Origin of the sequence: Flavobacterium sp. KACC 22761, assembly GCF_034058155.1 — a bacterium.
In the GTDB taxonomy this organism is placed as follows: Bacteria; Bacteroidota; Bacteroidia; order Flavobacteriales; family Flavobacteriaceae; genus Flavobacterium.
In genome coordinates, this window is sequence record NZ_CP139148.1 from 3,247,326 (window position 1) to 3,263,105 (window position 15,780).

A 15,780-nucleotide genomic window follows, 5' to 3' on the forward strand; every position below is an offset into this window, starting at 1 on the left:
ATAGCTTTATACCGTAATATTACAAAAAAAAACAGAAAAAAGCTAACGAAAAAGAACTAGATTAAGGTTTAAAATCCTTCAAAAACGCCTAAGCCAAAAAGAGCAAAATCGTATTTTACAGGATCTTGGCTGTCCATTTCTCGTAGTTTTAAATCTAATTCAGCCAAAGCTTTTCCGTCGTTTTGCTTTCGCGAAAGCAAGCCTAATTTACGAGCAACATTTCCTGAATGAACATCCAAAGGGCAAGATAAAATAGAAGGAGAAATAGTTTTCCAAATCCCGAGGTCAACGCCTTTTGCATCTTGACGAACCATCCAACGCAGGTACATGTTGATTCTTTTTGCTGCCGAATTGTTTAATGGATCTGAAATGTGTTTTTGGGTTCTGGCCAAATGATCGATTTCGAAAAATATTTTTTTGAATTCGCTGATGCTTTTCTGCAGACTGTTTTCTTCTTGATTTTTTGCAAAAACAGCTTCGAGCCCATTATGATTTTTATAAATATGTTGCAAGCCTTTAATAAATCCGCCCAAATCTTTTCCGTTGAAAGTGCGATGAACAAAATTTTCCAATCGGGCTAAATCTTCTTCAGAATGTGACATGACAAAATCATAAGGCGTATTGCCCATTAATTCCATCATTTTATGTGAATTTTTGATAATCATTTTGCGGTTTCCCCAAGCAATAGATGCGCTTAAGAAACCAGCAATTTCAATATCTTCTTTTTGTGAAAACAAATGCGGAATTTGCACAGGATCACTTTCTATAAAATCCTGATTATTATATTGAATGACTTTTTCGTCAAGAAATTCTTTGAGTTCAGTTTTATTCATTTTCTGAAAGTTGTTTGGCATAAAAGCCATCCTTTAAATCATCTGTTCGCATTTGGGGAATGGTCTTGAAATATTTTTTAAAATACTCGATCTGCTCTTTATTTACACAAGGTAAATCGCCATCTCCGTTGGACCAAAAAAAGCCATTGTTTATGGGAGAATTATAGTTTAAATTCCCTAAATAAATGGTTTCAAAATTGGTATCGTTTTTAGTGTTTTTATAAGGAAAAACAATATTTGTGATAGAGAAATTACTGATTTGCATCATAAATTTATGATTTGCAAAGCGATTTAAGTTTATGGGAACAAATAAGACGATAAATACAGGAATAATTGAAATTGACAATAATAAGTTAATTGTTTTTTTGTTCTGAACCATGCACACTAAACCTACCAGCGAAAAAAACAATATAAAGTTCATGAAAAAACGGTACTGTGGCGATGTTATGCCAAGCAATAAAAGCTGTAAAACCATTATAAAATAAAGTACCCACAAAGCTTTTTTATTTTGAAATTTTAAAAGAAAAAACGGAACCATTAGAATTAGTAGAATTCCAATTTTATTAAATAAACCATTTAGTTTTGGCATTGATATCCATTGCAAGAACAAATCCCAAACCGACATCGAATCATACTGTTCTTTAGTGATGAAAAAACCAAAATATTTGATTTGATCATAGTAAAAACTTTGTATAGCATCTGGAATGGCATAATCCATTGCTAATGCGGTAGAAATTTTAGACGGAAAGATTGGCGAACCGCAAATGATCATGTTTTTGATCACAAAAAGCAATAACAACAATATGCTTAGAAATGCAGGTTTTACAAGTTTTTTAGATAAAATCTTAAAATTAAGACCTAATATTAGTATTGGAAATAGGGCAAAAGTCAAAGTGGTATTTTTGATGTAGAGCAGAAAAAGCACTAAAACAACAACCAAGTTATAGATTTCAGAAGTTATTTTCTTGAAGTTTTCTAAAAAGTAAAAAAACAAAATAAAAGAGAAAACATAAACTGGAATATCTGGTGAGGGCGCACTAATAAATTGAAAAAAGAAAATATTAAATAGTGGCAATAAGCCAATAATCAAATAATTTACATTGTTATTTTTATAATATTCATTCAGCTTTTGAATTGCAAAAATATTTCCTAAAAGCAAACAAAAACCGCTTAAATCATTAAAGTTTTTATATAAAAAAGAAAAATTGAAAACACTTTGTGCGATATGCCACGCGCTGGCTTGTCCATAAAACAAATGTAAATTCACTAAGCCTTTTACAAAACCATATTCATTGAACCATTTTATGGTCTGAATGTAATACGATTCGTTGTCAATTACAAAGGGAATAGAAGCACATTGCGCAATGATCAAAATTGAAATAATGACCAAGACAATTTTTAATATGTTTTGTAATTGCCGAAGTTCGGTTAAAAATGTTTTATAGCTTTCAATAATAGAAGTGTGATATTTTGCTATAGTAAAGATATTCAGCACTAATAAAAACAAATGGAATTCAATATTAATTCTTCCAAATATTGCCCAAACGCTTGCCAATATTGTAACTGCAAACAAACCAAGAATCGAGTTAACAACAAAATTCTGGTTTTTTAAACCCATAATTTTGTCAAAACCAACACCTAAATTAATAGTGGTGAATAAAATATAAATCCAGCTTATTGCAATTAAAAGCATTAAGAAAGAATTTGCCCGTCAGACATTACTAATTTTCGATCTGCCATATTTGCCAATTCTTCGTTGTGAGTTACAATCACAAATGTTTGTCCAAATTCATCGCGAAGCTGGAAAAATAACTGATGAAGATTTTCAGCCGAATGGGTGTCTAAATTTCCCGATGGTTCATCGGCAAAAATAACATCGGGCTTGTTGATTAAAGCTCTCGCAACTGCAACACGCTGTTGTTCTCCGCCCGAAAGTTCATTCGGTTTATGATCTACACGATGTGACAAACCTAAAAATGCAAGAAGTTTTTTGGCTTCGGCTTCTGTCTCCGATGGTTTTTTTCCGGCGATATAGGCAGGAATACAAACATTTTCTAATGCTGTAAATTCAGGCAAAAGCTGATGAAACTGAAAAATAAAACCTAAATTCAAGTTTCTGAAATTAGATAAAGCCTTATCATTCAGTTTCAGGATATTTTCTCCATTTATGGTTAATGAAGTATCTGTATTGCCGTTTGAAGGTTTATCTAAAGTTCCTAGAATATGCAGTAAAGTAGTTTTTCCGGCACCAGAAGCACCAACAATCGAAACAATTTCTCCTTTTTTAATATGCAAATCAACTCCTTTTAATACTTCAAGCTGATCGTAGAATTTATGTATATTTTTTGCGTGTATCATTTTTTGAAACTGTTTCTACAAAGAAACGAAGATTATAATCAATATTCAAATTCCAAATTCCAAAATCCAATTCCGAGGCTTCGGGACCAAATTCCAAATAGTATAACTATTACTTTACATTTAAAATCGGTATGTTTATTGATAATGGGAATTTAGAAATTAAATTCTGGAAAGAAATAATTCGATTTGATCAATTATTTTTAATTTCGATTCACTTTAAATAAATGTGATATGCAAGATTTGAAAGTTATAGATGAAGAGGATAAAACCAGAAAACTTCTGTTGGGTTTGCTTTTAGATGGAATCGGAATGATTTCGTTTACGATTCCATTTATTGGAGAATTTGGCGACGTGATTTGGGCGCCAATTGCTGCTTTTATTATGACACGAATGTATAAAGGCAGAGTGGGGAAAGTGGCTAGTGTTTTGACTTTTGTTGAAGAGATTCTACCTTTTACGGACGTAATTCCTTCCTTCACGATTACGTGGATTTATACGTATTATTTTCAGAAAAGAAACAAAGAGGTTTAGTCTTTAAACAAAAAACCTAGTCCCATATTTTTGAGCATTTTCTTTTCGAAGTTCCAAAAGAATTTGAATTGCCCAAAAATTGCTCCAATTGCAACCAGTAAAACCTGATAAATTGGGAAAATAATCAATAAACGAATTAAAGTAAACCAACCGCCAAAATCTTCTTTTGTAATTCCGAGCCAAACACAGAAAGGTTTAGACAACCACGCCGATGCCGATCCCGTGATAGCAAAAACGACAAGAATAATAACAGCTTGTAAATTTGAGGTAATTCCCCAGCGTTGCTTTAGTTTGTTCATTGTTATTTGTAATGATTACAAATATAGTAACATTATCTAGATGGAACGTAACCCCAAAGCTTTTGTTTATAAGTATTTTGAAAATAAATCATGTAGTTGTAAATAAGGTAATTCACTTCGTAGCCATAGTGAATCTCTGGGCGGTAGTCAATCAGCATTTCATACAAATTTGGATTGTAAAGCTGAGGCTGGCGCACACGATTATTCCATTCGGTTACATAAATGTAATTTTTATTTTCAAGATAAGCTAGAGAATAATAAAAACGAGGTTGCGCAACAGATGCCAACCAAGTCGAAAACCCGTTGTCGATAATAATTACTTCATATTCTAAGGAATCATTTGCAATTCGAACTGTGTCATTTACACCAGAATGTGGCTTAGGCGAATTTGAAGCAACCGCGTTATTTTTTGAACCTGTAGAACACGCTATTACTGTAAATAAAACAATCAATATGTAAATGAATTTCTTCATGATTTTTGTTTTAAACAATTAAAGTTACGAATTTTTTTTGAGGTTCTGAGATTCTAAGGTTCTAAGATGCTAAGTTATTCTCGGCTATTAAAAAAAAGCTGTTTATTTTAATAAACAGCTTTTTGAATATTTTACAAAGAGACTAAAACCTTAGAATCTTAGAACCTTAGCAACTTAGAGCCTTTACTTGCTTCCAAACAATTTACCAATAAAACCGGCAATGCCTCCTTTGCTTTTAGTAACAACAAGAACATCTGCTACATCAACTTTTCCGTCGCTGTTTTGGTCAAGGCCAAATTGCATTCCATATTTAGAAATGGTATCCATTATTCCAGAAGCCTGTCCGCTGTTTCCTGAAATAGAATTTATAATGTCTGAAATTTGAAAACTGCTGTCGTTAGGATCTTTTGCTTTGTTGACTAAAGAGCCTAAAATCTGTGGAATCAAATTAGAAGCTACTCCATTTGAATCAGCACTGCTTAAACCAAATTTTTGGCCAAGGTTCCCGCTTAACTGTTGCTGAATTTGTTGTACGACAGGATTTGAGCTGTCAATAGTGGAGTTCCCATTAAATAACCCAGCAATTTGATCAGTTCCGCCTTCCGAAACAATCTTTTTTAATCCTTCAAAAATAGAATTGCTGGTTTCGCCAAGTACAGCTTCATTATGCTCATTTGGGACAGCAGAATTGTTTACAACGGCATTACCGCCATATTGCTGTACTAATTGTGTTAATTGTTCAAACATGATTTTACGAGTTTAATTAGACATCAAAAATACAAAAAAAAGAAAGGGATTTACTACAAATTTGTAATAAATCCCTCTAAAGTTAATCTATTTTTTGATTGCTTAGCTCAACAAAGTAATAATTTGTGAAGCAAGCTCTGTTCCAATTCTGTCTTGTGCTTCTCCAGTTGCAGCTCCAATGTGTGGAGTCAACGAAATTTTAGAGTGCATTAAGATTGCCATTTCTGGTTTTGGTTCGCTTTCAAAAACGTCTAAACCAGCAAAAGCAACTTTTCCTGAATCTAAAGCTTTTACTAAAGCAACTTCATCAATAACTCCTCCACGAGCACAGTTTACGATTCCAACACCGTCTTTCATAATTTCAAGTTCTTTCTCTCCAATTATGTATCCATCTTGCGCAGGAACGTGTAATGTAATGAAATCTGCTTCTTTAAATAAAGACTCTAAAGATTGAGAAACTATTTTAGTTGTGATTGACTGTCCGTCAAAAAACTCAACTTTTACATCAACTTCAGGTATAAAGCTATCAGCAGCGATAACTTTCATTCCTAAACCAAGAGCCATTTTTGCAGTAGCTTGTCCGATACGACCAATACCAACAATACCTAAAGTTTTTCCTCTTAATTCAGTTCCGTTAGCGTAAGCTTTTTTCAAACCGTCAAAGTTTGAATCTCCTTCAAGAGGCATATTTCTGTTAGAATCATGTAAAAAACGTACACCAGAAAACAAGTGTCCAAAAACCAATTCAGCAACAGACTCTGAAGATGAAGCTGGAGTATTTATTACATGAATTCCTTTACTTTTAGCATAATCAACATCAATGTTGTCCATACCAACACCACCACGACCGATAATTTTGATTCCAGGGCAAGCATCGATAATATCTTTACGAACTTTAGTTGCGCTACGCACTAAAATTACGTCAACATTGTTTTCATTTATATAGTTAGCTACTTGTTCTTGAGCTACTTTTGTAGTGATAACTTCAAAACCGCCTTTTTCTAAGGCTAGAATTCCACTTTTAGAAATCCCGTCATTTGCTAATACTTTCATTTTGTATGTTTTGTTTATTTGGTTAATCGTTTAATTGTTTAATCGATGAACCAATTTTAATTTTTTCTTTTTTTTTATTTAGGAGCTAATCCCGCTATCCGTTTCAATCTTTTTTGTTTTTAAAGAAAAAACAAAAAAGGATTTCCACTGCTATCGGGGCTAGGATTTAAAGTTTCAATAAGTATTTTCGATTAAACAATTAACCGAATAACCGATTAAACTTTTTTAAACTTTAGATTCTAACGCTTTCATTACATCAACTAAAACCTGAACGCTTTCAATTGGCATAGCGTTGTAGATAGAAGCTCTGTAACCACCAACAGAACGGTGTCCTGGTAATCCAGAAATGTTTGCCGCTTTCCACAAAGCATCAAAAGTTTCAGTGTGTTCAGGATTGTTCAACAAGAAAGTTACGTTCATGTTAGAGCGGTCTTCCACTTTTGCTGCACCTTTGAATAATGGGTTTCTGTCGATTTCAGCGTAAAGTAATTCAGCTTTAGCATTGTTTAATTTTTCAACTGCGGCGATTCCGCCTTTTTCTTTAATCCATTGTAAAGTTAAAAGAGAAACATAAACAGCAAATACAGGTGGAGTATTGTACATGCTTTCTCCTTTGATGTGTTTCGCGTAATCTAGCATACTCGGGATAGTTCTTCCGTTTTTGCCTAAGATTTCTTCTTTAACTACAACTAAAGTAGTTCCTGCTGGTCCCATATTTTTTTGAGCACCTGCATAGATTAAGTCGAATTTAGAAAAATCTAATTCACGTGAAAAAATATCAGAACTCATATCACAAACCACTGGAATGTTAGTCGATGGGAATTCTTTCATTTGAGTTCCAAAGATGGTATTGTTGCTAGTACAGTGAAAATAATCAGCATCAGCTGGAATTTCGTAACCTTTTGGGACATAAGTATAATTGTCTTCTTTTGAAGAAGCTACGACAACAGTTTCTCCGAAAAGTTTAGCCTCTTTGATTGCCGCAGTTGCCCACGTACCTGAATCTAAATAAGCTGCTTTTCCGTTTTCTTTCATTAAGTTGTATGGAGCCATTAAGAACGCTGTGCTGGCACCGCCTTGTAAAAATAAAGCTTGGTATCCTTTTCCTTGAAGTCCTAATAATTCTAAAGCAAGGGAGCGAGCTTCTTCCATAACCGCAACAAAATCTTTGCTTCTGTGCGAAATTTCAAGAATAGATAATCCTGAATCATTAAAATTTAAAATTGCTTTTGATGCCTTCTCAAAAACTTCCTGAGGTAAAATACTTGGTCCTGCGCTGTAGTTGTGTTTTTTCATGGTTGTTGTTAATAGTCGAAAAATTTAAAGATGCAAATTTCGGCAATAGGAGACGAAAAAGCGATAAATTATTCGAAATATTTAAACATATTTTTACTTTATTGTTAACAAAAACGTTATAGTATCAACGTTATCTGCGTAATCCCACAATTGAGGTTTTTGAGTTTGTCCAAATATGATGCTATTCTCAAATAAATTGTTGCTGACAATACATTGAATTTGTTCAGAATCAGCTTCGATACGGGATTGTAAATCCTCAATGTTTTCGTAAAATTCATAAAAAACACTCGAGATAGGAGAGGCGTAGCTGGAATCTTCTTTAATAGTCAAAAATCCATTGTCAAGAAGCTTGAAATTACTCATTAAAAATACCGCTTTGTTATAATCATAATTATTAGCGTATTTTTCATAATGAATCACATCTTGATATTTGAACATGGCTTCAAAAAATCCATCAAATGAATAATCCTTTGGCACAAAAAGTTTAGAAACATTGCGACATCCTAATCCGAAATAACGAAAAATATCTTCGCCTAAATTTTCTAAATCTTCTTTCGATTCTTTTCCATCTAAAACCGCAACAGAATTTCTGTTTTTTCTAATGATTGACGGTTTGTCTTTAAAATAATATTCAAAATAACGAGCCGTATTGTTGCTTCCGGTGGCAATTACGGCATCGAACTTTTCGAGTTTCCCTTCTGCAAATGTGATTTTATCTTTTAGATTTTCATCTACAGCAATTAAATATTTGGCCAAGAAAGGAAGTAGATGCTGATCGTTTGACGAAGTCTTGATCAAAGCTTTGTTTCCGGTAATCAAAACCGATAAAAAATCATGAAAACCAACCAGTGGAATATTTCCTGCCAAAATCAAAGCCACGGTTTTTTCCTTTTTGTCATTGGAGTCGATGGAATATTTAGAAATCCATTTTGTAATGTTTTCCTCCGTCAGAGCTTCTGCCCAAGAATTTATAGCAAAATAAACTTGCTCTGGCGTGTACCAGCCATTATGAGATTGTGATAAATGAATTAGATTTTCAAAATCATCAAAAAAAATCTCGTTATATAAAACGTTAGATTTTTTTACTGATTCCTTTTCAGAGAACTGACTTAAAAAATTTCCTAATTCAACAAAAACACTTTTTTTTGTTTCTAATGTCATAATGTTTGTTTATGAAGAGTTTTGATTGTAATTTTGCACAAAAATAAGCATAATTAAGTCGAAAGACAAAAGTCTAAAGTCGAAAGTCCAAAGTTGAAAAGACTTTAATGTTTTTACTTTAATACTTTCAAACTTTATGACAAATTTTATGACTTTAGACTGTATGACTTTTAAACTTTAAGACTAAAAAAGATGGCAATTATTATAACTGACGAATGCATTAATTGTGGGGCTTGCGAACCAGAGTGCCCAAATACAGCAATATATGAAGGTGCAGATGATTGGAGATATAAAGACGGAACAAGTCTTTCTGGAAAAGTAGTTTTACCTGATGGAACTGAGGTTGACGCTGATGATGCACAAACTCCAATTTCGGATGAAATCTATTATATTGTTCCAGGAAAATGTACAGAATGTAAAGGGTTTCATGACGAACCTCAATGTGCTGCAGTATGTCCTGTTGATTGCTGTGTACCAGATGATAACCACGTAGAAGACGAAGAAACCTTGTTGAATAGACAAGCTTTCTTACATGGCGAATAATATTCTGAGATCCAATTTTCAGAACTTTATAAAATCCTGAGTAATGTACTCAGGATTTTTTTTGTCTTTTTTTTGATATTTATTCTTTATAATGCTGTTACATAACGATTTATTTTGTTAATTTGATGTTAATATTCCAAAAACAGCCTATGAGGAGACTGGTATGTTTATTTATCGTATTATTTAGTATAACAGCTTTTGCGCAAAAATCTGAATATTCTATTATTGTAAAGGATATCGAAACTCAATTGCCTATAGAAAATGCCACTGTAGTCATTATGAAAACCAAACAAATTTTGTTAAGCAATAAAGAGGGCAAAGTCACTTTTATGCTAACAGGAGGTTCTAATATTGAAATTTCACAAACGGATTATGAGACTTTGAATATTCGCTGGGTGTCTTTAAAAGATGATCAAAAGTTTGTGGTTTATTTGAAGAACAAGAACAATAAACTAGATGAAATTGTAGTTTCAAAGGAAAATCCCCAAAAAATCTTTCAAAAAATTGTTGCCAATTCCAGGAAAAAGTTAGCATCATCTTACAGATTAAAAGTCTATGTAAGAGAATTTTTTATGCTCGATAACAAGTACTCTTATTATAATGACGGACTTGTTAATTTTCAATTTTCGGTAAATCAAAAAAAATCAAAAACCACATTATTGGTAGAGCAAAATAGATCCTACGGTTTGTTGGAAACAGATGTTAGTGCCGATTTAAAAGGATATAATTTGAATAATATCATGGAAAATTATTCGAACTTAAAATATTTTGATCCGGTTCTAGATCCCAAAACTAGAAAAGAATATGATTTTACAACAACAGGGCATCCTACTAATAAAGATTATTATGTTCTAAAAATTACGCCTCTTGATAAATCAAAAAAGGCATTGGATACTTTTGAAATTGTTTACGATCCTGTTAAGAAACTGATTGTAGAATATACAATCATCATTGAGCCAGGGAATCTAATGCAAATTGAAGAACAAACTAAGCCAGGCTCAAAAAATGTGACTAAATCGAATATCAGAGTTAGTTACAGAATCGATGGTGAGGACTATTATTTGTTGAATTCGAATGAAGAAATTGCGTATAATCTTGTTTTGAAAGAACAAATAAAGAAAATTGAGGTTCGAAATAGTTTTATCACAACACATTTCAACCGACAAAATTTCACTTATAAGGAAAGCGACGTTTTTAAAGAGAAAACACTCTTCAATAAAAAGAATAAAATTATGACCAATTATTGGGATATTTCTGGTTTTACAGCTACTGAGGAAGAAAAAGCGATTATTGCAGGTTTGGATTATAAGTTGTAAAATGTGAGTTGTGAAATGTTTTAGATAAAAAAAATCCTGAACTTTTTGGTTCAGGATTTTTTATTTGTGTCAGGCTGAGCGATCCCGAGACTTCGGGGAAGCCCTTTTTTCTGAAATATTTTAGAAATTAAATCCAAGTCTTGCGTAGTAATATGCACCGCTGAATCCCATTTGAACGGCATCCCAGTAACCTCCAGCTTCTGTATTTCCTTGCTCGTCTTGTTTTGTTGGATAAACATTGAATAAGTTGTTGCTTCCAAGACTTAATTTTAAATTTTTAGTTAATTGATAACCTACAGTTAAATCAGTAACTAATCTTGGATTATAAACGTCATCTTCATCTGCATAATCAACTAAAACTACTTTGCTGAAACGTGTAAAAGCCAATCCTGCATCAAATTTATTTTTTGAATACGTAAGATTTAAACCAAACTTGCTGTCTGGAGCTGAAGCTAATAAAAAGGCTTTTTCACGTTTTCCAAAGAAAGTCGCTTCGTCTAAATCACCATTTTTTACTTTATCAATTTTCATATCATTGATATTTCCAACTAAAGTGGCGCCAATATGTCCAAAATCATACGTTTTTTTCCAAGAGAAAACTAAATCTAAACCATGCGTGCTTGTATCAACTCCGTTAGCAAAAAATTGCGCCGAATCAACACCAAGGTTTAAACTGCTTGCGTCAAAATATCCTGTTAATACAATACGATCTTTAACTTTAATGTAATATCCGTCAACAGTAGCTGTAAAATCACCAAATGTTGCAGTTAGTCCCAAAGAGGCGTTTACTGCTTTTTCTTCGTTTAATTTTTGAATTCCAAATGCTCGCGTAACCGGGCTGTCATTTGGTGCAAGTAAAACTTCTTGTGCTCCTTGTGCATTAAAATTTGTAAAATGCAGATTGTAATAAATTTGAGCTAAAGATGGTGCACGGAAACCTGTACTAATAGATCCTCTAGCATTAATATGATCTGTAATTTTTAATCTTGAAGCTAATTTTCCGTTAATAGTACTTCCAAAATCGCTGTAATTTTCAAAACGAACAGCGCCACTCAGCATCCAAGCTTCAGTAACATCTAATTCGGCATCAGTATAAAGCGAAAAGTTTGTTCTGTCTTTGTTTACAGTATTTAACGGGCTGTATCCAGGGAAACCTTGCGATCCTCCTGGTCTTGGTTCGCCCGAAATTGGGTCAATTGGAGGGCTTTGTGTTGTAGGATCTGTAATAACTTTTCCGTTAGTATCGTAAGTAGCGTACGAGCCTTCTTCGCCCGCAAAAATTTCAAATTGCTCCACTCTAAATTCTGTCCCAAAAGCGATATTAAATCCGCTCATGATATCATCATAATTCTTAGAAATGTCAAAGTTGGTTGTATTTTGAAGCAAGCTATGTCCGCCGGCGTCAAATTCATGCGGTGATTTGTCTTCAAGAGAAGCATTGATCGTTCCTTTGATGTCATATTGAAATTTGTTTTTTCCAAAAGTATTGCTCAAATCAAATTTCCATCCTCCAGAAGATTCCGTTTTTATTCCGGCCGCAATCGAATTGTCGTTGATTTTTGATGTGATTCTTGGAGTATATCCGCCTGGATAAACAGATTCAACAACTCTCTCCCCATCGTTTCGGGTAAAAGCATAAGCATCAGTATCTCTAAAATTGCTTCCTCCAAAAGCATAAAATTCAGTCTTATCGCTTATTGGAATAGATAAGTTGGCAAATAAGTTTACGCCTTGCATCTCGGCATCACCAAAACCTTTTCTAAAATCATAAGCTGGCCTTAATGTTTTGTTTTTGCTTAAAAACTCACCGGTAATATTTACATAACCGCCTTTGCTTCCAATACCTGTTCCATAATTGGCAGCAACTTTTACAGAACCGCCATCTAAATCTTGATCTTTTCCGTACGAATTTCCATTTCCATCTTGATCTAGTCTAAAGCCTTTGGTGTTTGGAGTTCCAGGAAGAAAATCACCTTTTGCATGTGTATTAAAAACACCATAAGTTACAGATCCTGTTAATTCATTTACATTATCATTTGTTATGATATTGATAACTCCAGCAATCGCATCAGAACCATATTGAGCTGCGGCGCCGTCACGAAGAATCTCGATTCTTTTGATAGAAGCAGCCGGAATCGCATTTAAATCGGTTCCTGTATTTCCGCGTCCGCGAGTACCAAATAAATTGATAAGTGACGATTGATGTCTTCTTTTTCCGTTAATCAAAACCAAAGTCTGATCAGGTCCCATACCTCTCAAAGAAGCGGGATCAACGTGATCGGCTCCATCAGAACCAGATTGTTTGTTGGCATTGAATGAGGGAGCAACATATTGTAGTAATTGATTGATTTCGATTTTCCCACTTTGAGTAGTAACATCTTTTACATTGATGACGTCAATAGGAACTGCCGAATTTACAACGGTTCTTTTGGTACTTCTCGAACCAACGACAACAACATCATTTAAAACTTGGCCATCGCTTTCGCTTAAAGTGATGTCTATTTTACCGCTCGAAGCCGATTTTTCAACGGTTGAAAAGCCAACATAGCTAAAAACCAATGTGGCGCCATCTTTAACTTTGATTTTATAGGCTCCTTCAAAATCGGTTGAAACACCATTTGATGTTCCTTTTTCGAGAATATTTACGCCAGGCAGAGGTGTGCCTGTTTTGTCTTTCACGACACCTGAGACTTCTTTTTGAGCAAAAAGAAATGCTGTATTCAGCAGAAATAATAATAAAACAATTTTTTTCATTTTAGTTTGGTTTTTTGGTTTGTTTTTCATTGGTTAGGTTTATAAAAGTAATGTTTTTTAACAAAAATTTAATTAAATGTTTAAAAATTTTTAAGATTAGCTTTAAAATTATATTATTGAACATTTTTACTTCGTGCAAGAGCTATTAAATCTTATATTTGCAAAATTTTAGAGCTGAAAAATATCATTTCAGCAGAAAATCAAAAATGAACATTTAAATCACAAAACATTAAAACACAATATTTAATGTTTTAGACCATTTAGTGTAAAAGGTCGAATAAATAATATAGAAACAAACAGATGAAAGCAGGAATTGTAGGATTGCCAAATGTTGGAAAATCAACATTATTTAATTGTTTATCTAATGCAAAAGCGCAAAGTGCAAACTTTCCGTTTTGTACAATCGAACCTAATATTGGTGTTGTAAACGTTCCAGATCCGAGAATCAATAAATTAGAAGAATTGGTAAAACCAGAGCGCGTTCAAATGGCAACTGTTGATATCGTTGATATTGCAGGTTTGGTAAAAGGAGCAAGTAAAGGTGAAGGTCTTGGAAACCAGTTTTTAGGAAACATTAGAGAGTGTAATGCTATTATTCACGTTTTGCGTTGTTTTGACAATGATAATATTGTTCACGTTGACGGAAATGTAAATCCAATTCGTGACAAAGAAACTATCGATATCGAATTGCAGTTAAAAGATCTAGAAACTGTTGAAAAACGTTTAGAAAAAGTAAAACGTGCTGCAAAAACTGGAAATAAAGAAGCTCAGGCAGAAGAAGCTTTATTGAACAGAATTAGAGAAGCTCTTTTACAGGCAAAATCTGCAAGAACAATTGTTCCTCAAAACAACGATGAAGAAGTTTTGATGGAAGCTTTTCAATTAATTACAGCAAAACCAGTTTTATATGTTTGTAACGTTGACGAAAGTTCTGCTGTAAACGGAAACAAATATGTTGATCAAGTTCGTGAATTAGTAAAAGATGAGGAGGCTGAAGTTATTGTACTTTCAGTAGGAGCAGAGGCAGATATCACAGAATTAGAAAGCTACGAAGAGCGCCAAGTTTTCTTAGAAGATATGGGGCTAGAAGAGCCAGGAGCGTCAGTTTTAATTCGTGCAGCTTACAAATTGTTAAAACAGCAAACTTACTTCACAGCTGGTGTAAAAGAAGTTCGCGCTTGGACAATCAATATTGGAGCAACTGCGCCACAAGCAGCTGGAGTTATTCATACCGACTTTGAAAAAGGATTTATCCGTGCAGAAGTAATTTCATACGATGATTACGTTCAATACGGTTCTGAAGCAAAAGCAAAAGAAGCTGGAAAATTCAGAGTTGAAGGAAAAGAATATATCGTGAAAGATGGTGATGTAATGCATTTCCGTTTTAACGTTTAATCTTTTTTTAGATAATAGAAGAAAGAACAGAGATAAAAGACTAAACTGCTGGAGAGATTCAGCAGTTTTTTTTTGTCTATAACTTAAGATTTTGTTTGTCAGGCTGAGCGAAGTCGAAGCCCACGCCCACGCACAGATTGTAGATTTTCTTTATGGAGCTTCTTGCGTGTCCTTCGACTTCGCTCAGGATGACAAAAAATGCGAATAAAAATCAGTGTGGATACGTTTTCGCGAAAGCGAATCCGTAAAATCCGTTTTCCATTTCAGGAAGTGAAAATTTTTGGCTTAAAAATTGGTTACAGAAAAATTAACTAATTACTAATCTAAAATCAACCAATCAAAATGCTAAAAAAATCATTCAAATTTCTGGGCTGGACACTTTTCGGGATTTTCACTTTTATTGCATTGTACATTTCTTCAGTATTAATTATTTCGAAAATAACGGTTAATTCAGATGTTGCAAAAGTCGAAGAACAAAATGCAATTCCAATTTACATTCTTTCCAATGGCGTTCATACAGATATTGTAGTTCCCGTAAAAAACGAAATCAAAGATTGGCGAAACGAAATCCAGTTTAATCAAACCCAATCCAAAGATTCTTTGATGAATTATATCGGTTTTGGCTGGGGAGATAAAGGTTTTTATCTAGAAACTCCCGAATGGTCAGATTTAAAAGCAAGTACAGCTTTAAAAGCCGCTTTTGGTGTGAGTTCTTCTGCAATGCACGCGACATTTTTCAAACAACTGAGAGAAGGCGAAGATTGTAAGCGTATTTTGATTTCTAAAGAAAATTATCAAGATCTTGTAACCTATATTTCAGATAGTTTTACTAATCCGCTTCATCCACAATGGATTGAAGGTCATAGTTACGGAAAAAAAGATGCTTTTTATGAAGCAAAAGGAAGTTATAGCCTTTTTTATACATGCAATACTTGGGCAAATAATGCTTTGAAAGCTGCCAATCAAAAAGCGAGTTTATGGACAGTTTATGATAAAGGGATTTTCTGTCATTATAAATAAT

The 15,780-nt window shown here is 33.5% G+C and carries 15 protein-coding genes; 5 read left to right on the forward strand and 10 right to left on the reverse strand.

What is annotated here, in order from left to right; all coding sequences use genetic code 11:
- Positions 1-68: 68 nt before the first annotated feature.
- The 3 genes from SCB73_RS14025 to SCB73_RS14035 are packed head-to-tail and all read right to left on the reverse strand — an operon-like array spanning position 69 to position 3,191.
- Positions 69-833: a TIGR02757 family protein gene (locus SCB73_RS14025; RefSeq protein ID WP_320570094.1), complete on the reverse strand. Its 765-nt coding sequence runs from the start codon at positions 831-833 to the stop codon at positions 69-71.
- Positions 826-2,526 carry an LIC_10190 family membrane protein gene (locus tag SCB73_RS14030; RefSeq protein WP_320566841.1) on the reverse strand — a complete coding sequence of 567 codons (1,701 nt, stop codon included), beginning with the start codon at positions 2,524-2,526 and terminating at the stop codon, positions 826-828. Before SCB73_RS14030 ends, SCB73_RS14025 begins: the two co-directional genes overlap by 8 nt.
- Positions 2,526-3,191 carry an ABC transporter ATP-binding protein gene (locus tag SCB73_RS14035; protein ID WP_026729217.1) on the reverse strand — a complete coding sequence of 222 codons (666 nt, stop codon included), beginning with the start codon at positions 3,189-3,191 and terminating at the stop codon, positions 2,526-2,528. Before SCB73_RS14035 ends, SCB73_RS14030 begins: the two co-directional genes overlap by 1 nt.
- A gap of 231 nt (positions 3,192-3,422) precedes the next feature.
- Between SCB73_RS14035 and SCB73_RS14040 the strand changes: the two genes are divergently transcribed.
- On the forward strand, positions 3,423-3,722 hold the full coding sequence (locus SCB73_RS14040) for a hypothetical protein (RefSeq protein WP_320566842.1): 300 nt from the start codon (positions 3,423-3,425) through the stop codon (positions 3,720-3,722).
- On the opposite strand, the gene SCB73_RS14045 is transcribed toward SCB73_RS14040, so the two are convergent.
- The 6 genes from SCB73_RS14045 to SCB73_RS14070 all read right to left on the reverse strand — a co-directional run bounded on the left by SCB73_RS14045 (position 3,719) and on the right by SCB73_RS14070 (position 8,751).
- Positions 3,719-4,021 carry a DUF6787 family protein gene (locus SCB73_RS14045; RefSeq protein WP_320566843.1) on the reverse strand — a complete coding sequence of 101 codons (303 nt, stop codon included), beginning with the start codon at positions 4,019-4,021 and terminating at the stop codon, positions 3,719-3,721. The two genes, SCB73_RS14040 and SCB73_RS14045, sit on opposite strands and share 4 nt — an antisense overlap.
- 32 nt (positions 4,022-4,053) lie before the next feature.
- Positions 4,054-4,494, reverse strand: a complete 441-nt coding sequence (locus tag SCB73_RS14050; protein ID WP_320566844.1) for a DUF6146 family protein — start codon at positions 4,492-4,494, stop codon at positions 4,054-4,056.
- Between the two features lie 183 nt (positions 4,495-4,677).
- Positions 4,678-5,241 carry a hypothetical protein gene (locus SCB73_RS14055; protein ID WP_320566845.1) on the reverse strand — a complete coding sequence of 188 codons (564 nt, stop codon included), beginning with the start codon at positions 5,239-5,241 and terminating at the stop codon, positions 4,678-4,680.
- A gap of 102 nt (positions 5,242-5,343) precedes the next feature.
- On the reverse strand, positions 5,344-6,294 hold the full coding sequence (locus tag SCB73_RS14060) for a D-2-hydroxyacid dehydrogenase (protein ID WP_026729222.1): 951 nt from the start codon (positions 6,292-6,294) through the stop codon (positions 5,344-5,346).
- A gap of 225 nt (positions 6,295-6,519) precedes the next feature.
- Entirely contained in the window at positions 6,520-7,590 is a 1,071-nt protein-coding gene (gene serC / locus SCB73_RS14065) for a 3-phosphoserine/phosphohydroxythreonine transaminase (protein WP_263525040.1), read from the reverse strand.
- A 93-nt stretch (positions 7,591-7,683) separates the two neighbouring features.
- Positions 7,684-8,751, reverse strand: coding sequence for an acyl-CoA reductase (locus SCB73_RS14070; protein ID WP_320566846.1), 1,068 nt, complete (start codon positions 8,749-8,751; stop codon positions 7,684-7,686).
- A gap of 192 nt (positions 8,752-8,943) precedes the next feature.
- On the opposite strand from SCB73_RS14070, the gene SCB73_RS14075 reads away from it, so the two are divergent.
- A complete protein-coding gene (locus SCB73_RS14075) occupies positions 8,944-9,294 on the forward strand; it encodes a 4Fe-4S dicluster domain-containing protein (protein ID WP_320566847.1) in 351 nt (116 codons plus the stop codon).
- Between the two features lie 149 nt (positions 9,295-9,443).
- Positions 9,444-10,610: a hypothetical protein gene (locus SCB73_RS14080; protein WP_320566848.1), complete on the forward strand. Its 1,167-nt coding sequence runs from the start codon at positions 9,444-9,446 to the stop codon at positions 10,608-10,610.
- Between the two features lie 120 nt (positions 10,611-10,730).
- Here SCB73_RS14080 and SCB73_RS14085 read toward each other — a convergent pair whose 3' ends face one another.
- Positions 10,731-13,364: a TonB-dependent receptor gene (locus SCB73_RS14085; protein ID WP_320566849.1), complete on the reverse strand. Its 2,634-nt coding sequence runs from the start codon at positions 13,362-13,364 to the stop codon at positions 10,731-10,733.
- 300 nt (positions 13,365-13,664) lie between these two features.
- On the opposite strand from SCB73_RS14085, the gene ychF reads away from it, so the two are divergent.
- Positions 13,665-14,759, forward strand: a complete 1,095-nt coding sequence (gene ychF / locus SCB73_RS14090; RefSeq protein WP_012024533.1) for a redox-regulated ATPase YchF — start codon at positions 13,665-13,667, stop codon at positions 14,757-14,759.
- A 342-nt stretch (positions 14,760-15,101) separates the two neighbouring features.
- Positions 15,102-15,779: a TIGR02117 family protein gene (locus tag SCB73_RS14095; protein WP_320566850.1), complete on the forward strand. Its 678-nt coding sequence runs from the start codon at positions 15,102-15,104 to the stop codon at positions 15,777-15,779.
- The last annotated feature ends 1 nt before the right edge of the window (position 15,780 follow it).